Annotated in this window: 24 protein-coding genes; 11 read left to right on the forward strand and 13 right to left on the reverse strand. The window is 51.1% G+C overall.

What is annotated here, in order from left to right; translation table 11 throughout:
• Positions 1 to 2: 2 nt before the first annotated feature.
• Together MWU63_RS03765 and MWU63_RS03770 are read right to left on the reverse strand one after the other, a co-directional pair.
• Positions 3 to 740 (reverse strand): amino acid ABC transporter permease, encoded by a 738-nt coding sequence (locus MWU63_RS03765; protein WP_213887465.1) that lies wholly within the window; start codon positions 738 to 740, stop codon positions 3 to 5.
• 9 nt (positions 741 to 749) lie between these two features.
• Positions 750 to 1502 carry an amino acid ABC transporter ATP-binding protein gene (locus MWU63_RS03770; protein ID WP_246531567.1) on the reverse strand — a complete coding sequence of 251 codons (753 nt, stop codon included), beginning with the start codon at positions 1500 to 1502 and terminating at the stop codon, positions 750 to 752.
• 124 nt (positions 1503 to 1626) lie between these two features.
• On the opposite strand from MWU63_RS03770, the gene MWU63_RS03775 reads away from it, so the two are divergent.
• Genes MWU63_RS03775 through MWU63_RS03785 form a run of 3 tightly spaced genes read left to right on the forward strand, consistent with a single transcriptional unit; the run spans position 1627 to position 3816 of the window.
• Positions 1627 to 2403: a transporter substrate-binding domain-containing protein gene (locus MWU63_RS03775; RefSeq protein WP_213887466.1), complete on the forward strand. Its 777-nt coding sequence runs from the start codon at positions 1627 to 1629 to the stop codon at positions 2401 to 2403.
• 34 nt (positions 2404 to 2437) lie between these two features.
• Positions 2438 to 3082: a glutathione S-transferase family protein gene (locus MWU63_RS03780; RefSeq protein ID WP_213887467.1), complete on the forward strand. Its 645-nt coding sequence runs from the start codon at positions 2438 to 2440 to the stop codon at positions 3080 to 3082.
• Entirely contained in the window at positions 3079 to 3816 is a 738-nt protein-coding gene (locus tag MWU63_RS03785) for a creatininase family protein (protein ID WP_213887468.1), read from the forward strand. The genes MWU63_RS03780 and MWU63_RS03785 overlap by 4 nt, the downstream gene beginning before the upstream one ends.
• Here MWU63_RS03785 and MWU63_RS03790 read toward each other — a convergent pair.
• Together MWU63_RS03790 and MWU63_RS03795 are read right to left on the reverse strand one after the other, a co-directional pair.
• Positions 3813 to 4856 (reverse strand): patatin-like phospholipase family protein, encoded by a 1044-nt coding sequence (locus MWU63_RS03790; RefSeq protein WP_213887469.1) that lies wholly within the window; start codon positions 4854 to 4856, stop codon positions 3813 to 3815. The two genes, MWU63_RS03785 and MWU63_RS03790, sit on opposite strands and share 4 nt — an antisense overlap.
• Positions 4857 to 5048: 192 nt before the next feature.
• Positions 5049 to 7355 (reverse strand): toll/interleukin-1 receptor domain-containing protein, encoded by a 2307-nt coding sequence (locus tag MWU63_RS03795; protein ID WP_213887470.1) that lies wholly within the window; start codon positions 7353 to 7355, stop codon positions 5049 to 5051.
• A gap of 295 nt (positions 7356 to 7650) precedes the next feature.
• Between MWU63_RS03795 and MWU63_RS03800 the strand changes: the two genes are divergently transcribed.
• From MWU63_RS03800 to MWU63_RS03810, 3 genes are all read left to right on the forward strand, one after another.
• Positions 7651 to 8145: a hypothetical protein gene (locus MWU63_RS03800; protein ID WP_213887471.1), complete on the forward strand. Its 495-nt coding sequence runs from the start codon at positions 7651 to 7653 to the stop codon at positions 8143 to 8145.
• Positions 8146 to 8315: 170 nt separating this feature from the next.
• On the forward strand, positions 8316 to 8972 hold the full coding sequence (locus MWU63_RS03805) for an NUDIX domain-containing protein (protein ID WP_213887472.1): 657 nt from the start codon (positions 8316 to 8318) through the stop codon (positions 8970 to 8972).
• A gap of 167 nt (positions 8973 to 9139) precedes the next feature.
• Positions 9140 to 10120: an agmatinase gene (locus tag MWU63_RS03810; protein WP_213887473.1), complete on the forward strand. Its 981-nt coding sequence runs from the start codon at positions 9140 to 9142 to the stop codon at positions 10118 to 10120.
• Between the two features lie 63 nt (positions 10121 to 10183).
• Here the strand turns inward: MWU63_RS03810 and MWU63_RS03815 are convergent, their stop codons facing one another.
• The gene (locus MWU63_RS03815) at positions 10184 to 10543 is read right to left on the reverse strand and encodes a VanZ family protein (protein ID WP_213887474.1); all 360 of its coding nucleotides are present in this window, start codon (positions 10541 to 10543) and stop codon (positions 10184 to 10186) included.
• A 107-nt stretch (positions 10544 to 10650) separates the two neighbouring features.
• Between MWU63_RS03815 and MWU63_RS03820 the strand changes: the two genes are divergently transcribed.
• Positions 10651 to 10908, forward strand: coding sequence for a hypothetical protein (locus tag MWU63_RS03820; protein ID WP_213887475.1), 258 nt, complete (start codon positions 10651 to 10653; stop codon positions 10906 to 10908).
• Positions 10909 to 11108: 200 nt separating this feature from the next.
• Here the strand turns inward: MWU63_RS03820 and MWU63_RS03825 are convergent, their stop codons facing one another.
• Positions 11109 to 11792 (reverse strand): GntR family transcriptional regulator, encoded by a 684-nt coding sequence (locus MWU63_RS03825; RefSeq protein WP_213887476.1) that lies wholly within the window; start codon positions 11790 to 11792, stop codon positions 11109 to 11111.
• Between the two features lie 261 nt (positions 11793 to 12053).
• On the opposite strand from MWU63_RS03825, the gene MWU63_RS03830 reads away from it, so the two are divergent.
• The 3 genes from MWU63_RS03830 to MWU63_RS03840 all read left to right on the forward strand — a co-directional run bounded on the left by MWU63_RS03830 (position 12054) and on the right by MWU63_RS03840 (position 14843).
• Positions 12054 to 13211 (forward strand): Xaa-Pro peptidase family protein, encoded by a 1158-nt coding sequence (locus tag MWU63_RS03830; RefSeq protein ID WP_213887477.1) that lies wholly within the window; start codon positions 12054 to 12056, stop codon positions 13209 to 13211.
• Between the two features lie 3 nt (positions 13212 to 13214).
• Entirely contained in the window at positions 13215 to 14012 is a 798-nt protein-coding gene (locus tag MWU63_RS03835) for a carbon-nitrogen hydrolase family protein (RefSeq protein ID WP_213887478.1), read from the forward strand.
• A 318-nt stretch (positions 14013 to 14330) separates the two neighbouring features.
• A complete protein-coding gene (locus tag MWU63_RS03840; protein ID WP_213887479.1) occupies positions 14331 to 14843 on the forward strand; it encodes a hypothetical protein in 513 nt (170 codons plus the stop codon).
• Positions 14844 to 14931: 88 nt separating this feature from the next.
• Here MWU63_RS03840 and MWU63_RS03845 read toward each other — a convergent pair whose 3' ends face one another.
• The 5 genes from MWU63_RS03845 to MWU63_RS03865 all read right to left on the reverse strand — a co-directional run bounded on the left by MWU63_RS03845 (position 14932) and on the right by MWU63_RS03865 (position 22330).
• Positions 14932 to 17376 (reverse strand): FAD-dependent oxidoreductase, encoded by a 2445-nt coding sequence (locus MWU63_RS03845; RefSeq protein ID WP_247076992.1) that lies wholly within the window; start codon positions 17374 to 17376, stop codon positions 14932 to 14934.
• Positions 17373 to 18275, reverse strand: coding sequence for a phosphotransferase (locus MWU63_RS03850; protein WP_213887481.1), 903 nt, complete (start codon positions 18273 to 18275; stop codon positions 17373 to 17375). Before MWU63_RS03850 ends, MWU63_RS03845 begins: the two co-directional genes overlap by 4 nt.
• On the reverse strand, positions 18272 to 20275 hold the full coding sequence (locus MWU63_RS03855) for an ABC transporter permease subunit (RefSeq protein ID WP_213887482.1): 2004 nt from the start codon (positions 20273 to 20275) through the stop codon (positions 18272 to 18274). Before MWU63_RS03855 ends, MWU63_RS03850 begins: the two co-directional genes overlap by 4 nt.
• On the reverse strand, positions 20272 to 21300 hold the full coding sequence (locus tag MWU63_RS03860) for a glycine betaine/L-proline ABC transporter ATP-binding protein (RefSeq protein ID WP_213887483.1): 1029 nt from the start codon (positions 21298 to 21300) through the stop codon (positions 20272 to 20274). Before MWU63_RS03860 ends, MWU63_RS03855 begins: the two co-directional genes overlap by 4 nt.
• Before the next feature lie 88 nt (positions 21301 to 21388).
• Positions 21389 to 22330: an ABC transporter substrate-binding protein gene (locus MWU63_RS03865; RefSeq protein WP_247076994.1), complete on the reverse strand. Its 942-nt coding sequence runs from the start codon at positions 22328 to 22330 to the stop codon at positions 21389 to 21391.
• Between the two features lie 221 nt (positions 22331 to 22551).
• Between MWU63_RS03865 and MWU63_RS03870 the strand changes: the two genes are divergently transcribed.
• A complete protein-coding gene (locus MWU63_RS03870) occupies positions 22552 to 23331 on the forward strand; it encodes a DeoR/GlpR family DNA-binding transcription regulator (protein WP_213887485.1) in 780 nt (259 codons plus the stop codon).
• 28 nt (positions 23332 to 23359) lie between these two features.
• Here the strand turns inward: MWU63_RS03870 and MWU63_RS03875 are convergent, their stop codons facing one another.
• Positions 23360 to 24289, reverse strand: a complete 930-nt coding sequence (locus MWU63_RS03875) for a phosphotransferase family protein (RefSeq protein ID WP_213887486.1) — start codon at positions 24287 to 24289, stop codon at positions 23360 to 23362.
• A gap of 12 nt (positions 24290 to 24301) precedes the next feature.
• Positions 24302 to 26725 carry an FAD-dependent oxidoreductase gene (locus tag MWU63_RS03880; RefSeq protein ID WP_247076996.1) on the reverse strand — a complete coding sequence of 808 codons (2424 nt, stop codon included), beginning with the start codon at positions 26723 to 26725 and terminating at the stop codon, positions 24302 to 24304.
• Positions 26726 to 26868: the final 143 nt, after the last annotated feature.

Consider the following 26868-nt stretch of genomic DNA (forward strand, 5'->3'; position numbering starts at 1 on the left):
CCTTAGATTTCACTTGCTTGCATTCTACGCTCAAGCCACCGTACCCCCGCCGAGACGATCAGAATTAGCACAAGGTATTCAAGGACAAGGATGGTGTAGATTTCAAGCGGTCGATACTCAGACACGACAAGCTCGTTTGCTTTTCGTGTCAGTTCTTGCAATCCAATGATCGAAACAAGCGATGACATTTTCAACATGTAAACCAATTGGTTCCCAAGCGCGGGCAGGATACGCCGGATCGCTTGCGGCAGGATTACGAAACGCATTGTATCCGTGTAATTCAGTGAAACGGATTGCGATGCTTCATACTGTCCCTTGTCTATTGACTGGATGCCTGCGCGAAAGATTTCAGCCTGAAACGCACTGTCAGAGAGCGCGAGCGCCAGAACACCCGCCCAAAAGACATTAAGCGTTATGCCCATTAGCTGGGGCAGGCCATAGTAAACCCATAGGATCAGAACGAGGATAGGAACGGCGCGCACAACTTCAACATAGACCCTGTTGATTGATTTCAGACTGCGTTTCTCGGACAGACCGGGCAGCGCGATTATCAGGCCGACCACGATCGAAATGGAAATCGCCGTCATCGACATCAGGATTGTGTTGTAGGCGCCGCCGATCATGAAGCTCAGGTTGTTCCAGCCGCCGGTGGTTGTTGGGTTGACGACATACCACCCCCAATTTCCAGAGCAGCCAGAAAGCATAAGAAGCAGGGTCGGAAATAGAAATATGCGTTTCATAGTCTTCCCCTAATGCCTCAGAATTTTTTCGAGGAAGTCCTGACACCGCTTGCTTTTCGGTGTGGTGAAAAAGCTTTCGGTATCTGACGCTTCGACAATTTCACCGTGATCCATGAAAACCATTTTATCAGCAACCTTGCGGGCAAACCCCATTTCATGTGTGACACAAATCATTGTCATGCCGCTTTCCGCAAGTTCGACCATTACGTCAAGCACTTCGTTTATCATTTCCGGATCAAGCGCTGATGTCGGCTCGTCAAACAACAAAATTCGGGGCTCCATACAAAGGCTGCGTGCGATTGCGACCCTTTGTTGCTGGCCTCCAGAAAGCTGGCGTGGATATTTATCTGCCTGGTCCGGGATGCGCACTCGTTCCAGATAGTCCATCGCCCTTTCAGTTGCCTCCTTATCCGAAATCTTGAGGGCCCTTTTGGGCCCCAAAGTCAGGTTTTCGAGAACCGTCAAATGTGGAAACAGATTGAATTGCTGAAACACCATTCCGACGGTCGTTCGCACCTTGGTAAGGCTTTCACGGCTGTCAGACAATTCAGTTCCATCAACCGTAATCTGACCGGCTTCATGTTTCTCAAGGCGGTTAATACATCTGATTAAAGTGGATTTTCCAGACCCTGATGGCCCGCAGACGACAACACGTTCTCCAAGATCAACATCCAGTGAAACGTCTTTGAGTGCCTGAAAAGGACCAAAAAATTTGCTGGCCCGCCGTATTTTGATTATTGGGTTTTGCGTGGTTGGTTGCATATTTTTCCCCTGCGGCGTTTACTGAGTAAAGCAGGTAGTTAACTGTGGTGCAATTTACTTAGTTTATGTACGCCGCCAGAAATTGGACCAACCTGCACTAGTTAAAGCGAACAGGGAGATTTCCATGAAATTGCTAAAAGCTGCCTTTACAGCCTTTATCGTCGTCGTTTGCGCCGCCAGCGCGCAGGCACAATCTGCATTGAATGAAATTTTGTCTGAGGGTGTGCTTAAGGTGGGCACAACCGGAGATTGGAATCCGATGACAATGCGTGACCCGGCAACCAATTCCTACCGTGGTTACGATATTGATGTGATGACCCAGCTGGCTGCTGATTTAGGTGTCGAGATTGAATTTGTACCGACAGACTGGAAAACACTTGTCAGCGGTGTGACCTCTGGCCAGTACCACATGACAGGCTCTGCCTCAGTCTCGCCCGCGCGCGCAAAAGCGGCGGGATACTCCCATAGCTATTTCTCGCTTGCGACCGTGCCACTTACGCTTCGCACGAACGAGGGGCGTTTCAATGACTGGGGAGATCTTGATCAGCCTGACGTGACTGTCGCAGCAACGCTTGGCACAACACAGGAAACCCAGGTGAAAGAGTTTTTCCCGAATGCGCAACATCGCATTGTCGAAGCCCCCGCGCGTGATTTTCAGGAAGTGCTTTCCGGTCGTGCAGATGCGCATATCACGTCTAACGTCGAGGCGAACAAGCTGGTTGCGCAGTACGAACAGATGATGATCGTGCCAGTTTCTGCGCCACGCGCACCAACGCCAATCGCCATGCTTTTACCGCAGGATGATCAGGTCTGGATCAACTATGTAAACACATGGATTGGTCTGAAGCAGGAACAGGGGTTCTTCGAAGAACTGGGCCGCAAATGGCAGTTGCTGAATTGATCAAAGGGCAGGGGGCGAAAGCCCCCTTTTCGCGATGCTAACAATCTATGCAATCCCGGTTAGCCTTTACTGCGCTAAGCTGCGAATTTTGCTCCGACACAAATCCCTTGAATGGGAAGAATTGTCACCGCCGGGTGGCTATGGTTCGGACGAATATAAAAAAATCGTTCCATCCGGGAATTTACCTGCATTGATCGACAAAGACCTTTTGCTGGCTGATTCAGAGGCGATCGCTGAATACCTGAACGAGAAATACCCTGAGCCAGCGATGTTGCCTGATGATCTTACAGGCCGCGCCAAGATTCGAGAAAGAGCGCGGTTTCATGACACGCGCCTTGAACCTGCATTGCGCCAGCTTTTTTCGCTGATCCCCAAAGCGGCACGTGACGACGCGCGTCTTCGTGCCGGTGGTGAAGTTTTATCACGCCATCTGAAAACACTCGCTCGGTTGTTGGAGACGGCCCCACTGTCACGTGATGCACTATGGCTGGGCGATATCGGATTTGCAATTTCGGTTGAATGGATTGCCGCATTGGAACAGGCGATCGGGTTGCCTGTTAATTGGCCAGATGCAATTCGCACCTATCGTGAAGACCTTCGGCGTCACGCGGCCGTTGATGCCGAGCTTTCGGAGTATTTACCACGGTTGCTGGGCTATTTGGCAAAGGCGACTGAATGAAACTTGATCTCATGACGTGGCAAGAGGTTGACGCACATCTGGCACGCGCGCCCGCCATTATTCTGCCGACGGGTTCAATTGAACAGCACGGACCAATGGGATTGATCGGTACAGATGCTATTTGTGCAGAGGATATTGCGCAGGCCGCAGCGGAACTGACAAATACAATTGTTGCACCAACACTTTGTTATGGGCCCGCCCCATTCAACATGGACTTTCCGGGTACTATGTCGCTCTCATTTGCAACCTATCAGGCCGTTGTAAGAGAGCTGTTCGAAGGTTTGATTTCGCAAGGCTTCAAGCGGATCTACGTTCTGAATGGTCATGGAGCAAACCTTGAGCCGCTACGAATTGAAGCCGCTCGTTTGGATGAAAAAAAGGTTAGGGCGCGCAGTTGGTGGGACTTTGAACCGGTGAACAACCTGCGCCGTGAGTGGTATGGTGACTGGGAAGGCATGCACGCGACCCCGTCAGAAATATCAATCACACAGGTTAATCATCGTGCGGTTCTACCCGGACAAGCACAGAACCCACCTGTGAAACTCTCTTCTGAATTTATTCAAACACATGCCGGTGATAAACATGGCCCTGCCGCAGAACACCGTGTGGCCTTTCCCGATGGCCGAGTTGGGTCCCACTCGGCTTTGGCGTCTAGAGAGCAAGGAGAGATTTTGCTGAAGACCGCCGCAGCCTGCGTCGCAAAGGATTTTGCGTCTTTCACAGTAGATATTTAACCCTGATGCTGCGCCCCGATACCCTGAAACATGGCGCGCAAGTCGACTGTTGATTTTTCCCCAATGTGGGCGTGGTTTTCTTTGAGCCAGTCGGCGGCGGTCTGACGACCAAGATCCCTGAGATGTGTCAAAAATTTCCACTCAACATTCATTTTTGACGATGCGCCAAGCGGCATAAGCTCTTTCTGGTTTTCGATGATATGCACCCTTGTGTCGCGATATTCATCCGGGGACAAACTTCCTTCACGTATCAAACGTGAAACGAAATCGATCGAACGCAGTTCTTTCAGAAGGCTTCCGTTAAAGCTGATTTCATTGACCCGGTTCAAAATGTCCTGCGCGCTTTTAGGCGCTCCTTTTCTTTCTATAGGATTGATCTGGACGACCACGATATCTGCGCAATCAGATTCAGTGTGGAACGGAAACAAAGACGGGTTCCCCATATAGCCACCATCCCAGTAGGGTACGCCATCAATTTCGACGGCTTGATAGATGAGTGGAAGACAAGCAGACGCCATGACCATGTCAGCGGTCAATTCCTTGCGATTGAAAACCTGAACACGGCCTGTTTCGACATTCGTTGCGGAGATAAAAATTTTCATTTTGTCACAGGATCGGACACGGTCAAAATCGACGGTTTCTTCCAGCACCTGCTTCAGCGGATTGATGTTCATTGGATTTAGCTGATAAGGCGAGTAAACCCGGGAAAGAGCCTCGAAAAAATGGTATCCGGGCGATCTTTCCAAACTCCAGTTTCCCATGAAAACGTCTATGGGATGTCTTTGTACCGGGCTGGCACGTCCGTTTTCGCTCATCTTGTGCCAAAAGCAGTGCATGGCTTCGCGTGCGCCTTCTTTACCACTACGCATGATACCATCAGCGCAGATAACCGCATTCATAGCTCCGGCTGATGTGCCAGAGATTGCGGCAATATCGATCCGCCCATCCTCGAATATTTTGTCAAGGACACCCCAAGTGAACGCGCCATGGGCACCGCCGCCCTGAAGGGCAAAATTCGCGCGTTTTTGTTCAGTGCTCATCGCGTTTCCTTAAAATACTAGGCTTTGGAGAGGCCTGTCTGGCAGCGATAAACATATACTGCCATCTTTAGGTTTCACCACCAACTAACGAGGATTTGTGCTTGATGAAATGAATATGAAGGGAATATGAAATGCCGCTGAATGTGGTTACACTTGCGAACTGGAAAATCAGGCAATTGACCTTTGTAAGATCTATTCGTGATAAACTGGCATCTGGGGTGAGTAGTCTGAACAATCATCGATCTGCAGCGTGGTAACTTCATCCGTGTTTCGTACCGGGGGCACGATTGTGCGATATCCATCTTTAAAGGGCAAAACCAAACAGGCAGTTTGCATCAGATTTCCCCCCGGCAGATTTACGTTCCAGACTCGTATGTCATCCGTTTCTCGCCACGTGACGACATGTTGGCCCTCGTCGGTGAAATCCGCCGAAAGGCTCGTATCAATTGGTTTCCCGGGATGGCGAAGCATAAACAGCAAAAGACTGGACTGCGTGTCCCATATCCGGACACTGCCATCATCTGCAGCCGTTACGAGAAAACGATCATCAGGTGAAAACGCAACGCTTGATACAATTCCACTGTGGTACAGAGTCCGATTAGAAATTGGACGCCCGGAGCTGGTGCTTTCAAGCGCGACAACGTTGTCTTCGGGGACAGTTGCCGTAATTTCACGATTGTGAGACATGAGCGATCGTTCATAAGGCACCGCAGATGCCAGGGATGCCTCGATCAAACTGTCATGTGCCGAGGTTTGGCCAAGACGCCGATGTAGTCCAAGTGCTACCTCGTATACATGCGCGGCTGCTTCGGAACTTGTAACGATCCGGTTGCCATCAGGTGAAAACGCTGCCTGCGTAAAGCGGCTAGAGGAATTGCGAATCTCAAGCATTTCGTTACCGTTTTCCGCCGATGACATAAGAACAGTTTTGCCGGTGGAGACGGTTACGATGCGTGTGCTGTCAGGCGAAAACGCGATGCTGCCAATTTCGGTACCTTTCGGATAGATCGGCTGTGGCTCTAGCAGTGCAAGACCAGTCTCAAACTTCCATACCCCGACCATATTGTTGGCGGCGGCTACGATGGAGTGACCATCTGGCGAAATATCAGCTCGCGTAATCTGACCGACATGTTGGATTGGGTCACGTTTTTCGGTACCACTTGGAAAGTCAAAAATGCGCACTCTTTCACCCGTGACGACCAGCAGTGAGCCCTTATCGCCCCCAAAGAAAACATCAACGATGGCAGCATCCATCTGAAGTGCAGGCCGCGTTTCCTTGCCCGTGTCCGGATTCCAGAAGCGAAGCGCCCTGTCGACGGCGGCTGTCACAATTGTTTTCCCATCAGGAGTAAAGGTAACAGCGGAGACGTCTACATTGTTCTCGATCTTCGTGCCGGTTCGGACGCGTGAACTGATATCCCAAACGATGACGTTTTTTCCAGATGCAACAGCGATACGTTGCTCGTCTGGCGAAAAATTAAATGTGGTCGCAGGCCCAGGTGTATTCAGGGATTTACCAAAGGAGGCCCCGGTAACAGCGTCATATAACTGAACGGTCTGCCGGTTCATTGCAGTCACAATGTATTGCTGATCGGGCGTGAACGCCGCATGTAAAACCGGGCCTTTTTGCGAAGTGATGTGGACACGAAGGCGTTGGTTCGCAATCGCTGTGCTGACGGCATTTAAAGCATCCATAGGGCCGCTTTCCTGGGTGCTTGCCGCTGGTGGCCAAACGCCTAGCGCCATTCTTATGGCCTCTTCCGGATTGCGTGTGGCAAGATCACGGGCTTGTCGCGCAATGCGTTGCTGTTCTTTCGCGAATTCTAAACTCGCGCGCTGTTTTTGAAGGACTGCTATAAAACCGGCCGCAATGACAATTGAGACTACTGCGATCAGGTTAAGGCCCATGTTGCGACGTGCCTTTCGCCTGCTTACGGCGATAAATCGCTTCAGTTCAGGTGTGGGATCAGGTGTATTGTTGGGCTGTCTGTTTAACCAGTCGATAGCATTACGCAGGTCTTTGCCGCGCAGTTCAGTGCCTATCTTGTTGACCCACCGGTTCGCCAGTTCACCAAATCGCGTGTGGGCGCGTATCCATTCGATATCCGCGTCAAAGGCGAACTTTGCTTTTTCCAGTTGCGGCTCAAAGACGACGTTTCCATAGAGGGGAATGTAGTTAATATGGGCAATTGTCGGGGGTAAATCTGCGCCGACATCTTCCAAAGCGACAGGGACCACGCGTTTGTTGAGTTGGTTGGCAAACTCAAGTTCCCACTTGCAGGTATCTGACAAAAGCGATGCCTGACTAAGAATGCACAGCACGACGTCCGCGCTTCGGATCATTTCTGCCAGACGCGGGCGCCATTCCTCAAGCGAGAGGATATCTTCGCTATCAATGAATACCTGAAACCCGTCTGCTTTAAGCGCGTTGTAGATATTGTTCGCAACGGCATCGTCCTGACGCGAATAGGAAATGAAAATTCTGGCTTTGTTGTTCATTTACCTGAAGATGTCCGTTTCTGATCCAGAATCTTAGGTGAAATGCCGGCTTCTGCAAAGGAATGATTCTAGCAAAATTACGAATGAAAATTCGTTGATTTGATCTGCACCTGAGTTTCCGGATCAAAAATTAAAAAAAATAAAGCAATAAAATCAATTAGCTTAGTTCATTTTTGACAAGAGCTGAGTAAAAAATTAAAGAAAGTGTGTTGACTACACTAAGTGTTAGTGTCAAATTAACACCATCAAAAAGATACAAACACACAAACCAAACAAAGAACGAAGGGAATAGAAAATGAAACTCAAAACACTCGTACTCGCAGTCGCAACTCCTCTGGCACTCTCAACAATCGGATCAGCAAGTTCTGCCTCTGCGGCCTGCCCAGATTGGCGTGATGAAGCCCGGACCGAAATCCACAGCAATGCCCAGCAACTTTATACGCGTCACAGCTATTCAGTTCTTGCTGGTGGGGACGTCCAGGTTGACTACTGCCGCGTAAGCGATCAGACCCCAGAACCAGCAACCGGTTTTGTAGCGGACCGCCCGGATTTCGAAGTGTACTACGATGGCTCCAGTGACTATGCCCTCGAAATTTCGGTCACCGGAGAATGTGACACAACACTTCTGGTGAACACAGCGAACGAAAACTGGTTCTTCGATGACGACGCTGCCGGAAACGGCAACCCCCGCATCTACCTGACCTCACCGTCCGAAGGGTGGTATGACATCTGGGTTGGCACATTTAACAACAGCATGTGTGACGCAGAACTGCACCTTGAAACTTACTAAGAAAAAGAGGCCTTGAAGGCCTCTTTTTTCATTGAATTTGGCCGTTCCTTCGATAAGGGCGGCCAAATTTCTGATGGAAACCCATAATGCCGACTAAGGTGATCAATTGATATTGCTCACAGTTAGTGTTCATTATACACGTATCATGGTTTTCGAAATAAAGGTCCAGTATGAGTTATACATATGATTACCCGCATCCCGCCGTCACGGCAGATATTGTGATATTTTCAATCCGTGACGAGGAATTGCATGTTCTTCTTATTCAACGGAAACTTAACCCGTTTAAGGGGGCCTGGGCGTTGCCTGGTGGGTTTATTCAGATGGATGAAGATCTGGAAACCGGGGCCGCACGAGAGTTGGCAGAAGAAACGGGCCTGACAGGTATTCATCTGGAACAACTAGGTGCCTTTGGCCGACCTGATCGTGACCCGCGGGAAAGGGTGATCACGATCGCTTTTCTCGCTTTGGTTCCGTCTGACAAACTTGTGCTGAGCGCTGCAACGGATGCAAGCGATGCGCAGTGGCACAATCTGTCAGACCTGCCAAAGCTCGCTTTCGATCACGAGAACATTCTGAACGCGGGCCGGGAGCGTCTTGCAAACATGGTTTCAAGCGATATCGCGCAATCTGCACGGGTAGTTTTTAAATTTTTGCCGGGAAAATTCACGCTTGCCCAAGCGCAGAGTGTTTTTGAAATCATCAAAGGAGAAGCATTGGATAAGCGAAATTTCAGAAAATGGATCATGGCAAATTGGGCGCTTACGGATCTGGAGGAAAAAACACAAGGTGGGCGCCATCGACCGGCCGCTTTGTACTCTCTGACCTAGAGGGCGAAGTATCTAAGAGACTCGCAAGTGGGCGCATTAACTGGTTTTGAGGGTCGAAAAGGTCAAAAGCAACTGATCGCCCTTTCAGACGTTGGGGCTCATATGCTACCAACAAGTGACGCTCACGCGACGACCCAGTGCGTCAAGATAGAACCTGAGGATCAGACATGACCCGCAAGATTAATCCGTTTTTTCAGCCTGTTTCAGCGATGGATTTACCACGGTACGCAGGTGTTCCCACCTTTATGCGTCTGCCTTATCTGACCTCCGATGACCCAAACTACGCAGCTGTCGAATTGGGCCTCGTCGGTGTGCCGTGGGATGGTGGGACGACCAACCGACCCGGTGCAAGACACGGCCCGCGAAGCCTGCGTGACTATTCCACAATGATCCGTGCAGGCAATCCCGTGAGTGGGATAAACCCTTTTTCATCGGTCAATTGTGCAGATCTTGGTGACGTGCCACCAAACCCAATAGATTTGCACGACAGCATGGAACGCATTTCCACTTTCTACGCTGGCTTAAAGCAAAACAAGATTACGCCGATGACGGCGGGTGGGGATCATCTGATCGCTCTGCCGATACTGCGCGGGCTTGCAAGCGATGCGCCTGTTGGGTTGATCCAGTTTGACTCTCATACCGACCTTTTTGACAGCTACTTTGGTGGCAATAAATATACCCACGGAACACCTTTTCGCCGCGCGATCGAGGAAGGTTTGGTTGATCCAAAGCGAATGGTTCAAATCGGTATTCGCGGTACTGCGTACAATATCGAAGATGTTGAATGGGGTCTGGATCAAGGTATCCGGATTATTCGAATTGAAGAGTTTTTTGATAGGGGCGCGGCAGATGTCATGGCGGAAGTGCGAGGTATCGTTGGCACCGAGCCAGCCTATTGCACCTTCGATATTGATTTCATTGACCCGACGTTCGCGCCCGGCACAGGAACACCAGAGATTGGTGGCCCCAATAGTTTTCAGGCGCAGCAGGTTGTTCGTGCGCTTGAAGGTGTGAACCTGATTGGGGCAGATTTGGTGGAAGTATCGCCACCATTTGATCCCACAGGCGGTACAGCCTGGCTAGGAGTTTCGATCATGTTTGAGCTCATGTGTGTTTTGTCCGCTGCAATTCGGGAAAACCAGGCGTAGCTATGACCGACAATCAAGTTTAGTTTTGTTTCGCCTTCGGGCGAACGTCTAGCAGTCAACATGCTAGGATTTCGTCGCAGATCGTGAATTGCGGATTGTTACACCTAGAAAAGCTGTGACATACCCTAGTATGGCTCCTAGCGTATCTGCCAGAAAATCCTGGTATTCACCTTGCCGGCCCACCATCGGCTGGATGATCTCGATTAGAAGCCCGTAAACAATCGCGGCTGGAAGTACCCAGATCGCATTTCGCAAGTGAAAGTAGCAAAGCGGTATGACCAACGCCCAAAACGCCACCAAATGATGGAGTTTGTCTGAACTTATTTCCGGTCTCTTGGGTGGTTCAATCAAAGGGGTCAGCGTCCCGATGGTGATCAACACAAAAATTGCGATCGATATGATCCAGGCCAACCGAGAAGACATAAAAAGTAACCTTGTTTCCTAATCTTCTACACATCTCAGCGTTTAGTTACCATTGTCTAAGTTGCAAAGCCATGTACTCTGGAAGTGTTAATAATTCAGGGCCAGTTATGCGTGGTTCTCTCATAATCTTACTTTTCCTCACGGCCTGTAGTCCTTCGGTGTCTCCGTTTGGCGCAATTGAGCGTAAGACAATTGAGTATCAGCAAGGTGAGGCGCTCATGAAGGATTGTTACCAGCGTCAACAGCGTTGCACTGAATGGCTGGCGTTCAAGGCTGACTGGGAGGCAAGATTGAAAAATGTCACAACGTTTGAACGCAGCTTGGCAGCGCATAAGGCACGTGTTGCAGCGGGTGGATCTGTGTAACCGTCGAAAATCATGGCCTCTAAAGGAAAACCGCCGCGCTTTGGCGGCGGTCCTTCGAAGCATCTCATTTACGCTCGGTTAAGAAGATATGCTTGGAATTGAAGCGAATTAGACTAGCTTCGACGTAATATTTATACCACAAAATTTAGTGAGTCGCAGCATCAGAGTTTTCATCTGGTATCGGCGTGCAATTGATGCGCTCAAAACAGGTGCTTTCTTATTCGCTCAAATCCATATCCGATGTGTATTCTCTGAATATATCCGACTGCCTCTAAATCGTTCGCCGCAAGTGCGGCGTTGATTTCTGTAAGCTCATCAACCAGCGCCCGTGCCACGTCTGGTCCAACGATGTCACCAACACGGTACCACGTGCTGGCAGCCTGATAGTATGTTTGGAGCCAAAAAGACCGCAATACGATGTTTCCGATCAGGCTTGCGATGAGAATGTTCAGCTGGTGATTGAGAATGATATAGGACCGTAGATTGAATTCTTCGACCAATGCGTTCGCCTGTCTTAGCAAATCTGTCGCTTGCGATTTGTAAGCCTCCTCGATTTTAGTCGGTGTGGTTCTGCCTATTAGGGTCGCAAGATGAAGGCGCATTTCATAAACTTGCATTACTTCATCATCTGACAGCGAAACAACAACAGTGCCAACGCCGTTGCGCGTTTCGACGAGGCCCAGATGGTTGATGCGGCTTATAGCGTCCCGTACCGGGGTTCGGCTGACGCCAAATTCCTTTGCCAGATCTGCTTCTTTCAATTGGTCGCCCGGACGATAGTCCAAAAAGCAGATGCGAAGCAGAATTCCACTCTGAATATCTTCAACAGTCGATTTGTTGCTGTTGCTTTCTGGCAGAGTATTTGACGCATCACTAAGGGGCACGAACCTCTCCTTGTTCCGAATTCAATGCAGTTGTTCCAGCGCTTCTAACGAAGTGAAGTTCATGAATGATAAGTTGTTCAAAACCGGGTTCGCTTTGCATACCTATATACAGCATAGGTTTAAATTTGACTTGTAGACTGATAAATTAGTTATTGACACAAAAGATGTATACAGGTCAACAATGCAGAAGCAAAGCTAATCCTCTAGGATTCGCAGCCAAACCTACCTGAAACCTCTGATTTTTTGAGTAAGGACCATCTCATGCTTGAAGAAGCAAAAGTAAGAACTCGTGATCTGCAAGCGCGAATGAAGGATATGGGGATCCGAAAAGCAGTTTTCACCGACGAAAGCTCGATTGCTTATCTCGCTGGTTTTTGGGGATACTTGGGTATCGAATTTGGGCGCCCCACCATGCTTGTTGTTGACGCTGACGAGGCGCCTGTTGTGATTACACCGCTTATGGAATCCGAGATGGTGGGCGCTATGACCTGGGTCGAGGATATCAGGGTTTGGGAGGACATGGGTCAACGTAGCTGGGGCAGGGCGCTGGGTGAAATTCTGGGCGATAACCCAAAAGAAATATGGATTGAACGAAACCATATCCCGGCCATAGTGCGCAATTTCCTGGATGACACATACCCGGGTACAAAGCTGGCTGATATATCACCTGTTCTTGGTTCGCTGCGCGTGATCAAAGCGCCGCTTGAGATCAGTGTAATGAAAGAGGCAGGTGAGATAGCCGGTGCGATGATGACCGCAGCGCACGACTCTTTACGTGAAGGCGCACAGGAATATGAATCTGCGCTGGCCGTGATAGAGGCCGGGTCGCGCAAAGCGGCGACATTTCTTACTGACAAGGGTTGGGACAAATTCGTTTCGCCGATGATACATAACTTGCAAATCTTGCAGAGCGGAGCGGATACTTCGATGGTGCATCGGCGGGCAAGCGTGAAGGCATATGAAAAATTTGACCCGGTCTATTTTTGTTTCTGCAACATGGCGCAGTTCAAACAATACAAGCTGGGCTTTGACCGCATGTTTCATATCGTTGACGTCACCGATCAGGCAAGGGACGTACAGGAAGCCGCAATCGCCGCGCAGCAGGCGGCAATCGCCGCGATCAAACCTGGTGTAAAAGCAGAAGATGTTGCCGAGGCTGCAAACGAAGTGTATCGCGCACGTGGCTATGAAACAGGCTATCGCACGGGCCGCTCAATTGGGGTGTCCTATCTCGAAGCGCCAGAGCTCAAGGCAGGAGACAAGACAGTGCTGCAGCCCGGTATGACATTTGCTGTTGATGGCGGCATTTCCATCGATGGGGCAACTGCCGGACGCATCGGAGATTCTGTTGTCGTTACCGAAACAGGTTCAGATTACATCACAAGCTATCCGCGTGAAATATTGCTAAGCAAAGGCTAAGTCATGCAGAGCAACTTGAAGGTTGTTGTTGGGCAATGCCCGGCAGATATCGAAGGTCCAACCGCGCGTCTGGAATGGTTGAAAGAAACGCTTTGGCTCATTCGTGATTTGAAAGCGGACCTGCTTATCCTGCCTGAGCTTTTTTTCACAGGTTACAATGTCGGTGGAAAAATTTCAGAGTGGGCAGAGGAAAAGAACAGCCCGGTTTTACAACGCGTCGCTGCACTTGCTCAAAAATACATAATCGCGATCCATTTTGGGTATGCAGAAAAGCGAAAAGGGGCCATTTTCAATTCTGCTATTTGCTATGGTGCGAATGGTGAAGTTGTTGGCCACCATCGCAAGTTACTTTTACCCCCCGGCTTTGAGGGGGAATACTTCGACGCTGGTGTGGATTTTACGCTGTTCGAGATGGGGGGCTTAAAAATCGCGACCCTTATCTGTTATGACGCCGAGTTTCCTGAAAATTTCAGGCAGGTCGTTTCGGCAGGTGCTGATCTTGTCGTTGTGCCGACCGCCCTCGGAGAGCAATGGGGAATTGTTTCCGAAAAGCTTATTCCGACACGCGCGTTCGAAAATGGTGTTTTCGTTTGTTACGCAAACTATGCCGGACAGGAAAATGGTCTGAGCTATTTTGGCGGCAGCTGTATCGTTGGTCCGGATGGTAAAGATTTAGCACGGGCAGGCCCTACGAGTGAAACCATATTCGCAAATCTTGATTTAGACGCTGTTAAGGCAGCTCAATTCCTGCTTCCCTACCATATTGACCGGGCAAAGTTGCCCTGGGTGAAAAGACCCTAGTTTTGCTTAGTTTAGAAATACTCAGGCCAAGTCGCGTATTGTCAAAAGGTTCCTTAGCAACACTCGCACAGTTCCCGTTCGCGATCAGGTTGTACCAATTTGCACATAATTCAACCAAATTCAGTGCAGCGTGTATTTGTTAATAAATTGTTAACCATTTGTTTCAATGAAATTATTAACAAAACCTTAATGGTGGCCCCTGCTTTTCTTTCAGCTCAAAATCCAGTTTGACGAACAGAATAGCGTCAAAACAACGCCCTATTCCCCCGTATACTTAGCAACCAGAAAATGAGCTGACATAACTGAAAAGAGATTCACTTGAAAAAGTTTTTGAATCTACAAAAGACGCTAAAACTGTTCTCCTCAAAAGAGGATGGCAGTGTCACAACTGATTGGGTTGTTCTGACCGCAACAATCGTAACAGTCGGGCTCTCGACGGTTACAAACGTCTCGTCGGGTCTTTTGGGTTTGTCGGGGGAAGTTTCGAGCACTTTAGAGTCTATTGAAGTCGCCAGCGCCGCTACGGATGATGCGGGCGGTGCTGACAGCGATAGCAATTCAGAAAGCGATGCAGGCGAGTCCGGCGCGGGCGATGATTCTGCTGCAGACGATAGCGGCGCGGGCGAAAGCAATGCGGCTGACAACAGCAATTCCGGTGGTGGCAGCGACAGCAGTGCCAGTGCGTCATCAGGTGGTGATAGCTCAGCAAGTGATAGTTCTGCGTCTTCGCCCAAAGCAAACAGAGCAGCACGGCGCGCCGCTAGAAGAGAGGCGCGCCGTGCTGCTAGGGCTGCAAGACGTGCGGCCCGGGCCGCGGCGCGTAATAATTGATAAAATCAAGTATTCTTCTGACGGCACGTGCACGCTAGAATCTTTGTGTGTTTGAAATAGTCGTTTCAAATTTGCGATTTATCGCCCCTCAACACTTAACCTTTTCCATTTTGGGATCATACAGCGGCGCCAGATGAACCGAGCAGGGCACACGAACGGTAGCTACTTCAAGTTCGTACTCGCCAGACAAAACAAAATCGTTGTCGACCCCGGGTTTATTTCGGACATACCCCATCCCGATCGATTTCCCGATCGTGTGACCATAACCTGCGGAACTCAGCCAGCCGACCCTTTCACCGTTGCGATAAATCGTTTCGCGACCTGATAGAATGATATCGCCATCAGCCACAAAGGACGCCAGTATTTTCGGCTTGCCGTTGGCACGTTGAGCTTCGACAGCGGCGCGGCCCTTGAAGTCTATATTCTTTTTCATCTTCACGGCCCAGCCGAGCCCGGCTTCATCGGGTGTATGATCCGGCCCAATGTCTGAACCCCAGGCGCGGTAGCCTTTTTCAAGTCGCAGCGTCTCAATTGCGCGGTACCCAGCATTGCATAGTCCATGTTTCGCCCCGGCATCATGCAAAGCTGCGTAAACCGCAGAGGCGTATTCGACGGGCAAGTGAAGCTCCCAGCCGAGTTCGCCAACATAGGTGACGCGCAGTGCGTTGACCGGGCATCCAGCGATCCCAATGGTTTTAGCAGTGCCGAATGGAAAGGCTTCATTGCTCACATCGACGCGGGTTATTTCCTGCAAAATATCACGGGATTTAGGACCCATCAGGGAAAGCACTGCATTGGACGAGGTAATGTCTACAAGCTGTGCGTTCATACCGTCAGGGATATTGCGCGAAATCCAGTCAAAATCATGGGTCGCATAGCCTGTTCCGGTGATGATGTAATATTCGTCCTCTGCGATGCGAACGCAGGTCAGATCACATTCTATACCACCATGATCGTTCAGCATTTGCGTGTAGACAAGTGATCCTACGGGTTTCGCAACATCATTGGCTGCTATCCAGCTAAGGGCTGCCTCAGCATCGAGGCCTTTCAGGGTGAATTTTGCAAAAGAGGTTTGATCAAACAGAACGGCAGCTTCGCGGGCGGCCTTGTGTTCGCGGCTAACGGGGACGTGCCAGTTGGGTCTCTCGAATGTGTAGATATCACGCTGTTCTTCACCAGCCTGCGTGTCCGCAAACCAATTTGGGCGTTCCCATCCAAGCTTTTCTCCGAATACAGCGCCGTCTGACTTGAGCGTGTCATAGAGCGGGGATTTTCGACAGGGACGCCCACTGTCGTGCTCTTCGGACGGCCACGCCATGGTGTAGTGTTTGCCATACGCCTCGATCGTGCGGGTGCGAATCCAATCGTCGTCGAAATGTGGGCGGCCAAAGCGACGAATATCAACAGGCCATAGATCAAACGGTGGCTCACCTTTAGCAACCCATTCCGCCAGCGCCATACCTGCGCCACCACCTGCCGCGATGCCATAAGCGTTAAAACCTGCACCCACGAAGAAGTTTTTAAGTTCAGGCGCCTCTCCCAGAATGAAATTTCCGTCTGGCGTGAAACTTTCGGGCCCATTCACCAGTTCCTTGACCCCTGCAGTCTCCAGCGCGGGAACGCGACCCAAAGACAGTTCCATCAATTGCTCAAAATGGTCGAAGTCGCTGTCTAACAAGGTGTAGTGGAATCCTCGCGGAATACCGCTTTGCGCCCAGGGAATGGGGTTTGGTTCATACCCTCCCATCACAAGGCCGCCAACCTCTTCCTTGTAGTAAGTTAAACGGTCCGGGTCGCGCAGTGTTGGGAGGTTGGCTGGCACGCCTTCGATTTGTTCGGTGACCATATACTGGTGTTCCATTGACACGAGCGGCACGTTTACCCCGACAGTTTTGGCAAATGTGCGTGTCCATTGCCCACAGCAGGCAATGACGACACCGCAATCAATACGCCCTTTTTCGGTCTCCACACCTTTGATGACACCTTTATCAACGTCTACCGACAACACTTTTGTATCTTCAAAAATGCGTGCGCCGGCCATGCGGGCACCCTTAGCCAGTGATTGCGTAATATCGGAAGGGTTGGCCTGCCCGTCGGTGGGTAGAAACGCGCCACCGATGACGTCGTCGATTGTCATCAAAGGCCAGAGATCGAACGCTTCCTTTGGGGTGAGAAGCTGCATCTCCAAGCCGAAGGAATGTGCCGTTGTGGCCTGACGCTTGACTTCGGTCCAGCGTTCTTCGGTACAGGCCAGCCTAAGCCCACCGTTCATTTTCCAGCCTGTGGCCTGCCCGGTTTCCTGTTCTAGCGTATTGTAGAGATCGACCGAATAGCCCAGCAATTGGGTAATGTTCGCATTTGAACGCAATTGTCCAACAAGGCCCGCAGCATGAAATGTGGTGCCTGATGTCAGTTTCTTGCGCTCTAGCAAAACCACATCCCAGCCCATTTTGGCCAAATGATATGCAGTTGAACACCCGACGATACCGCCGCCAACGATGACCGCCTTCGCGGTGTTCGGAAAATCACTCATGTTTCGATCCTTAGGGATATGAATTCGGTGTAAGCCCGTTGGTAACGGGACAGGTTTTCGGCCGTATAGGCGGCATAGTCGAAGTCGATTTCGGAGGTGAGTTCCGAAACCATGCTCCACATTGTTTCGCGTAGAAGAGAGGCGCATTTCATCGCGGTGTAGCGATGCAAAAGCTCGGCATCAGGCGCGCTGCCATAGTAAGCTTTCAACATTTGCACTTCAGCCTCGGGATCAAGCCCGCTGTTCGTGGCGAGACCACCCAGATCAAACAGCGGCGAGTTAAAGCCACCATATTCCCAGTCAATCAGCCACAGCCGGTCTTTGCTGCGCAGGATGTTTGCTGGCAACAAATCGTTATGGCCAAGGACAAGGTCTATCGGGCCAACCGCGCGCTCCATAATCTGCGCCTGATCCATCAGATCGGGCAAAACACTAAGGTGTGATGAACCAAGATCGCGCAACGTTGCCGCGTAATCGCGTAGAACATGGAACACCCAGAACGTAAGAACAGGCCCTCGCAGTTTCGGTGCGATTTCACGGTGAACACGGCCTACGAGCTCAACGGCCTGCATCAACGTTTCAGGGTTGCGAACGTCAGCTTCGCTAAGCGGGGCCGCATCGACAAAATCAAGAACCATCGCGCCGGGTTCGGCATAGTGCACAGCGGGTGAAATGCCTGCTGCCTCGGCTGCGCGGCTGATTGCCAGTTCATTAAAACGCATGACGCCGTGCTCGGGGATGTCATGCCCCAACCGCACGACGTAGTCTTTGCCCTGATCCGTTATCAACAAATTGATGTTGGTGATCCCGCCCCCCAATTGGCGCGGATTTTCAGGTGATTTCCAACATGGAAGGGCAAGTGCCTGCTGAATAGCAGCTTGGATTGCGGGTGTAGTCATTTGAGCCCCAATCTTTCACGTGATGCGCGCGCCATGGCCGATACAATCCTGTCGGCGGTGATCGCTATGAAGGCGACAGCCAGCCCGGCAATGATGCCTTGTCCGGTGTTTGCTTTGGTCAAGGCGATGTAGACCTCTTGCCCCAGATCGCGGGTGCCAACCAAAGCCGTGATCACCAGCATTGACAGGGCGAGCATTATGGTCTGGTTCAACCCTAACAAAAGAGATGGCGTTGCAAGTGGCAGCTTGATGCGCCACAAAAGCTGGTTTTTGGTGCAACCAGAGACTTTGCCAGCCTCAATCATTTCGGGTTCAATCTCGCGGATACCATGGGCCGCGTAGCGAACCGCTGGTGCCAAAGCATAAAGAACAACCGCGATCATCGCCGAGAAATCCCCAACGCGAAACAACATCACGACCGGTATAAGGTAGACAAAGCTTGGTAGTGTTTGCAGCGTGTCGATGAATGCGCCGATCACAGAATTAGCGCGGCTGTTTTGTCCGGCCCAAATCCCGAGCGGAATACCAATAACACTCGCGAGAAAGACCGAAACACCGCAGAGATAGATTGTTATCATCGCCTTCGCCCACAGCCCGCTTGCTGCAATGGCCAGCGCCATAAGCGCCGCCATAGCACCAAGCTTCCAACCGCCCACGCGCCATGCAGCCAGACCGATTGCGATGATCCCCCATGCCCAGGGCACGCCCGAGAAAAAGCGTTTTACGGGTAAAAGAAGATAGGTCAGGAAGAAAGTTTTGATCGCTTCGAAGGTGTCAAAGAAATTGATGTTGATCCATTCCATTGCGTCTGACCAGAACGCGCTTGTGGTCAGTGTCGCGCTTTCCGGGTAGCTCTGAATTGCGGGCAAATAGAGCCCTGCCAATCCAGTCCCAAGCATGATCAGCACAACTGAAACCAACCACGGGTGACGCTTTACATATGAAAGCCCTGGTTCTGGAAGGGCATCTTGCGTGCGCGTTGAAAAAGCCTGGCTTAAGCGGTCCAAAGCGATCGCAAGGGCGACTATGGCTAAGCCAGCTTCGATGCCGCCACCGATATCCAAGCGGCGCAGTGCTGTCAGCACATCATAGCCCAGACCCCCAGCCCCGATCATGGATGCGATAATCACCATATTCAGCGACAGCATGATAACCTGGTTCACGCCAACCATAAGCGTTGGCATGGCCGAGGGAACCAGCACTTTCCACATCATCTGGCGCCGCGAACAGCCCATCATACGGCCAGCTTCTTCTATTTCCGTTGGTACACCCTGCAGCGCAACCGTACTGACCCGGACCATTGGGGGCATCGCGTAAATTACGGTGGCGACAAGTGCAGAGACCGGGCCAAACCCGAACAAGAACAAGATCGGAACAAGATAGGCAAAAACAGGCACTGTTTGCATCAAATCCAGTACGGGTCGCATCATGCGTTCAGCAAGCGGTGAAAGATAGGCGAGAATTCCAAGCAGTAGCCCGCCAACAACCCCAAGCGGCACCGCAATGATCACAGACGCAAGCGTGACCATCGCGCTTTCCCATTGTCCGAAGATGGCAAGGTAAACGAAACAGCCACCAACAAGCGCTGCCAGAACCCAATCTTTTGCGTAAAATGCAAGTGCTGCAAGTATGGTGATGATTGCGATCCAGCTTAGCGATGGGGCAATCTCGACCGCTTGTTGGCCCTGCCCAGTGCTGAAACCATCAATCAATCCGGATCGTACGACCTGATAGGGCGCTTCTATCAGTGAAGAAATGAACCGCGTGAGATCTCTGAAGGAAAACAAGCCAAAGCTCGCATCTTCAACCAGCCATTTCATAACTGCGGATATCCAGCCGTCAAGCTGTAGTTCCCACGCTTTTGGAAACTTAATGATCCAGCGTGCATCTAACGCTTTGTAAAGCGGGAAGGAATAAGTCGACAGCACCCATGTCACCCCAAAAAGGCATAACCAGAATGGCCTTGAACCCTTCAGGATATGGCGCGCTAGAAACTTCATTTCCCAGACCGGCCAATCAAAACATCAATCACTGTGCGTGCGTCAATCGTGCCAATCGCTTCACCATTTTTGTTGATGACACGAAAGGGTCGAGATTCAGCTTCGATCTGATCGACGGTGTCGGCAACGCTCAGTCCACCTTGCAGGTCGCCCGCGTAGTTGCCCTCCGGCGCACCCGGCGACATGACAGTTGCAAGACGTAAAACCTTGGCGCGCGGAATATGGCGTGTGAATTCCTCAACGTAATCAGTTGCTGGATTGAGGATCAGTTCTTCTGGTGTTGCAGTCTGAACAATCGCCCCGTCTTTCATGACGGCGATCCGGTCTGCCAGACGAATTGCTTCGTCAAAATCATGAGTGATAAAGATGATGGTTTTGCGGAGCATGGATTGCAGACGCATAAATTCGTCCTGCATCTCGCGCCGTATTAGCGGATCAAGCGCAGAAAACGGTTCATCCAAAAACCAAAGGTCCGGCTCTGCGACAAGCGAACGTGCAATGCCAACGCGTTGCTGTTGTCCGCCAGAAAGCTGCCTTGGAAAATAGTTTTCGCGGCCCTTGAGGCCCACCAGCTCTACCATCTCGTGGGCGCGTGCTTCGCGGGTTTTGCGGTCAACGCCTTGGACATCCAGCGGGAAGGCCGCGTTCTGTAAAACCGTCAGATGTGGCAACAGCGCAAAATGCTGAAAAACCATGCCCATCTTTTTGCGACGAACATCAATGAGTTCGGCTTCGGGCATAGAGAGAAGGTCACGCCCTTCGAATTCAACATGTCCCGCTGTTGGCTCAACCAATCGGGACAAGCAGCGTACAAGCGTTGACTTTCCCGAGCCGGAAAGACCCATTATAACAAAGATTTCGCCCTCATGGATTTGAACATTCGCGTCGCGCACTGCCCCAATTATTTGGGCTTTGTTCATAGTATCCTGATCAGGATTGCCACCATGTTTGTTCAGAAAAGCCGTTGGATTTGGGCCGTAAAGCTTCCAGACGCCTCGGCAATCCAGCTTGACTGAATTCTCCATCGGGACCTCGCATATGTGCCGTTAGAACGGCTTAATATCGGTTGGACGGTAGAGAGGAGCAAATTGTAATTGCTCCTCTCAAATCTTCTTAGTTAATCCAAGTGGACCAGGTTGCCTCATTTGCAGCCATCCATTCGGCAACTACATCTTCAATTGAAACACCTTCAAGATCGACTTTTGCAACCAATGAACCGACATCAGCGTTGCTGATTGTAAACGCTTCAATCGCCGCAGCAGCGCCGGGCCATTTGTCTGCAACGCCGCTCCAGGCAACTTTCCAGATAGGGCCGGTTGGTTTACCGCAATCATAAGCAGCCGACGGATTTATACCGACTGACGGATCGCTGTAGCACTCGCTTGAATAAGCTGGGAATTCAACAAAGCTACCTTCGTATTTCGTGGGGGCCCAATGAGGATCATAAAGCCACAGCACGATTGGTGCTTTGCGTTGGTAGGCGGATTCAAGCTCTGCAAACAACGCCGCATCCGTACCCGCGTGCACAACCTCAAAGTCCATACCCAAGGCTTCGACGCGTTCGTCATCAAAGCCACCCCAGGTTACAGGGCCACCCAGATACCGACCAAGCGGCGCTGTTTCAGGCGTCGCAAATTCCTGTGCGCAATCATTCAGCGCTTCCCAGTTTGGCAGGCCTGGGCAGACCTCTTCCATATAAGACGGGTACCACCATTCTTCGACAGCCATCATGCCGGATTCTCCGACGTTGACGACATTGCCGGTTGCGGTGGCTTCGTCCATGGCCTCACGACCAGTGGTTTCCCAAATTTCCATCGCGACATGCAAGTCACCGGTCTTTAGGCCCGCGAATTGAGCAATATAGTCGGCCTGAACATATTCGATGTTGTAGCCTGCTTTTTTCAGGACTTCGCCCATAATGTAGGTGTTTACAATTTGGCCGGTCCAGTCGTGGGTTGTCAGTTTAATCGGGTCAAGTGACTCAACTTCCGCATAGGCGCTTGAGGCACAGACAGCAGCCAATATCGCCGCTGATATTGTGTAGGTTGATTTCATGTCGGACTCCCTGCGTTTTTAAATATGCGCGTCTTTGGGCAGCTCTGCGTTTCACAAGGCTCAACACGCTGTGCGAACAAATTGTTGCAAGCATCAACAAAATGCAACAAAAATTTATAGTTTTTGTGGGTATTTTAAATTTTAATATGGCTTTTTGTGGGAAATGCTGCGAAATTGGGTGAAGTTTTACTGCAATCTCACAATCCAAGGCAAAAAAACGAATGGACCCTCGCTCCAATCACCGCCAGCAAGAAATATTGGCAGCCTTGCGCAGGGCGGGCGGATCTTCGCGAATTCATTCTCTGGCCCAGACGTTGGATGTGACGGAAGAAACCGTGCGTCGGAACATCAAGCGTTTGGCAGACAGTGGCGTTGTGGAAAAGGTTCATGGCGGTGTCCGGCTTCTCAGTGATGGGCAAGAGGGTGATTTCCACCAGAGATATCGGGAAAATCCCGAGGCAAAGAAACGGATTGCACGCCATGTCGCCGAAATGATCGAAGATGGTAGTTCGTTGTTTCTGGATATTGGAAGTACCACCGCCTACATCGCTGATGCGTTGCGTGATCACCACGAACTGCTTGTTGTGACAAATTCTGTTTCGGTCGCTTACAAGCTGGCAACACGCAACAACAACAGGGTTTTTATGGCAGGAGGTGAGCTTCGCAACCACGATGGGGGCGCCTTTGGCACCGACGCGATGGCATTTGCCGACAACTTCCACACCGAATACGCGATCCTGTCTTCAGCCGGGATCAATGCAAGCAATGGATTCATGCTTTTTGATCTGGAAGAAGCAAAATTTTCCCGACTGATCATGGCCAAGGCAGGCACCCGCATCGTGGCTGCCGACTCCAGCAAGTTTGATCGTGTTGCACCGGTGACTGTGGCGAAACCCTCGTTGGTTGATTACCTCGTCTGCGAAAAGACGCCGCCCGCTTCGATCCAAAAGGCAGCGGTTGATTGGGGAACGGAAATTCAGATCGCAGGGAAATCTGATTAAGACGCAGCGGACGTTTGTGTGACCTTGATCAACCTTCACGCACGGCAGCAACATGATCTTCAAAAGATGGATCGTTCATGAGTGTTTTGCATCGCGCAAACCGTTCAGTTGCGTAGGCCCAGAAATCTTCGGCCGGGTTGTCATCTGCTAGCTGAATTAAACCCCAAAGCGTCCAGAGCAGATCACACATTGCTTTGTAGATGACCACCCGTCCGCGTTGGGCGGGTGTCGGGTCTGCCCCGAAGTAAGCGCGCATCAGTTCCATGTCCTGCTCTGCATCCATTCCCGCCTCGACAGAAAGATCACCAACATCCCAGAGCGGATCATTCATCCCTGAATATTCCCAATCGACGATCCACATCTTTTTGCCGTTATCCAGAAAGTTTTCGCAAAGCGGATCACAATGGCAGGGGGCGAGGGGGCCAGGGTTGGCTGCCAGCGCCTCTTTAACCGGTTCTGCTGCAGCGACAATATCGTGATACCCGTCTGGCAGGTCCACATCCTTTGTTGAAAGAATGTTCAGATAGTCGTCGATCATTGCGAATAGTTCGAAACGAAAATCAAAGGTTTCGCCAGAACCGTGCAGTTTAGCCAACGCCGCACCCGCCCTGGCGGGCGATCCTGCACGGGATTTGAACAGAGCGGGTGTCATGGTTTCGATGCCCTGAATAGCCTCGGATACCATCTCACCCGTGCCAGCATCAGCCCAGATAACTTCGGCTGAAACACCTGCCCGATAAGCAGCATTGGCATTTGTGGTTTCGACAGCGCGATCAATATATTCCTCGGTGCCTTCCCCCGGAATACGTACGATAACCTTTCGGCCCGCAGCTTCGACCAAATGCACGAGATTTGTTAACCCGCCTAAGCGTGTAATTTTGCAGTCCGCAGCCGTGACATTCTTGAATCCGGGTGCTTTTTTCAAGCTGGCGACGACGGTTTCCAAATGCTCTGTCATTGAGGTGCCTCTCTATGCCTTAAGTTTTTCATTTTGCGGATCATAAGGCGGCCCGTCTACCCGTTTGATAGGGTGCCGTTCGCCAAACACTTCGATCTCAAAATCAATCTCCTGCCAAAGATTTTTGTTCAGGTAAGCGAAAATGATCATTTTCCCGACACTGTGGCCAAATCCTGCGCTGGTTGCGAGTGAGACTGTGTTGCCGCCTGACAAAACCGTTTCTCCCCCATAAAGTGGCAGGGAATTTTCAGTGACAAATGTGCATAGTTTTTGGTCAGTCCCATTGGCTTTTTGTTTTTCGAGTACGTGACGACCAATGAAATCTGCACCGGATTTCAGGTGCACCCGAAAGCCAAGCCCGGCTTCTATTGGCGTGTAGTCAGGGCTGATATCGCCAGACCAGTAAAGATAGCCTTTCTCAAGTCGCAGACTATCGATAGCGCGGTAACCCACATCGCGAATACCGTCGGACTTTCCTGCGTCCCACAGCGTGTCATAGACGTGTGCTGCGTATTCTGTAGGGATGTGAAGCTCCCACCCAAGTTCACCGACGAAACCGATACGCACCGCGCGAACTGGGGCCGCCCCAATGGTGATGTCCCGGGCCGTACCAAAAGGAAATGCGTCGTTGGAAACATCATCTTCGCTGGCGCGCGCCAGAACATCCCGTGACAATGGACCGCAAATGTTGATCACAGCGCGCGCTGACGTAACTTCAATCAAATGCACAGAACCATCTTTTGGCATATGACGGCGGATCCAGTCTGCGTCATGCGTGCCAAAGCCGGACCCAGTCACAATGTAGAAATGATCCCGGCTCAGGCGTGTTATTGTCAGGTCAGCCTCTATCCCGCCGGTTTCGTTGCAGAGTTGGGCGTAGATGACGGTGCCGTCGGGTTTGTCCATATTGCAAGCAGCCAACCGCTGCAGTAGATCAAGCGAACCAACGCCGATCATTTCAAACTTGGCAAAACTTGATTGATCGATCAGTACAACACCCTCACGCACGGCCTTGTGTTCTTCTGCTGCGAACCTGTGCCAACCGGGTTTCAAGAAATCGAGTTGGTCGACCGGTTCTACGCCTTCCGGTGCAAACCACAACGGGCGCTCCCAGCCGTTTTTGGAGCCGTAGACCGCACCGTGATCTTTTAGCCGTTCGTAAAGTGGTGAAAGCCGAAGCTGCCGCACGGTTTCATGCTCCTGCCCCGGATAGCGCATTTTGTAGTGGTGGGCGTAATGCTCAACAGCGCGTGGATACATGAAGGCCCGCGTTCCGTGGTGCGGGCCAAATCGTCGGCAATCCAGTGGCCAGAGGTCAAGGCTTGGCCGCCCTTCAACGATCCATTCTGCTATCATTTCTCCCGCGCCGCCCCCTGCTGCAATCCCGTAAAGGAATCCGGTGGCCATCATCAGGTTGTCAAATCCGGGGGCCCAGCCCATCACAAAATCACCGTCGGCCGAATAGGGGATAGGACCGTTTATTACAGTGCGGATTCCAACCTCGTTCAGAACAGGGGTCACTTCGGCAGCCAGTTCTGCCAATGGGCCGAACCGGTCAAGATTATCCGGCAGCAGCTGGCGTACGAAATCGCCAGGAATGCCCTTATCACCAAATGGTAAGGTGTTTTCTTCGTAACCGCCGATGACCAGCCGCCCACCCGCGTCAGGCTTGTAATAAACCAGTCGTTCCGGGTCACGCAGGCTGGGTAGGGTTTTAACGAGGTCTTCGTCAGGCAGAGGCTCGGTTACGATGTACTGATGTTCGACTGCGCAGGCGGGAACGTGGATGCCAAGTTTTGCGCCCAACTCGCGGCTCCACATGCCTGCCGCCATGATGATTGTATCTGCTTCGTAGTCCCCATCAGTGGTCGTCACTTTTGTGATGCGGCCATCTTTGATTTCAAAATCCAGAACCTTCACACCCTGTTTGATCTGTGTGCCATATTTGCGTGCACCAGCGGCGACGGCCTGGCACAGGCTTGCGGGGTCTACGTGGCCATCTGATGGAATGAATGCCGCACCTTCCAATCCGGTTGCATCAATGTAGGGGAAAAGCTTTTTGGCTTCGGTGGCAGAGATCATCTCCATCTCTAGATCGAAACTACGTGCCATGGTGGTCAGACGCTTCGCTTCGAGCAGACGTTCCTTGGTGGCAGCAAGCCGTAGGCTCCCGACTTTTTTCCAGTCAAAAGCCATCCCTGTTTCTGCTTCAAGCTGATCGTACATCGCGACTGAACGTTTCAGCATGCGTGTTGTGTTGCGCGAAGACCGCAACTGTCCGACCAGCCCTGCGGCGTGCCATGTGGCCCCTTCAGTCAACGATGCTTTTTCAAGCAGAACAACGTCTTTTTCGCCGTTTTTGGCAAGATGATAAGCTGTGGAGCAACCAATAATGCCACCACCAATTATCAGGTGTTTCGCTGAGTGATTTGCCATCTGCAGCTCCTAAAATCACAAGAATCTTCTGAAACAGGATTGCAGTATTTCAACAATATACAACGAAAAATGTTGCTTTATGTTGATTATTTTAATTTTCTGCGACTAGATGCCCGGACGATGCTGACTAATAACATAACCAA

The organism is Pseudohalocynthiibacter sp. F2068 (assembly GCF_023015645.1).
Classification (GTDB): Bacteria; Pseudomonadota; Alphaproteobacteria; order Rhodobacterales; family Rhodobacteraceae; genus Pseudohalocynthiibacter; species Pseudohalocynthiibacter aestuariivivens.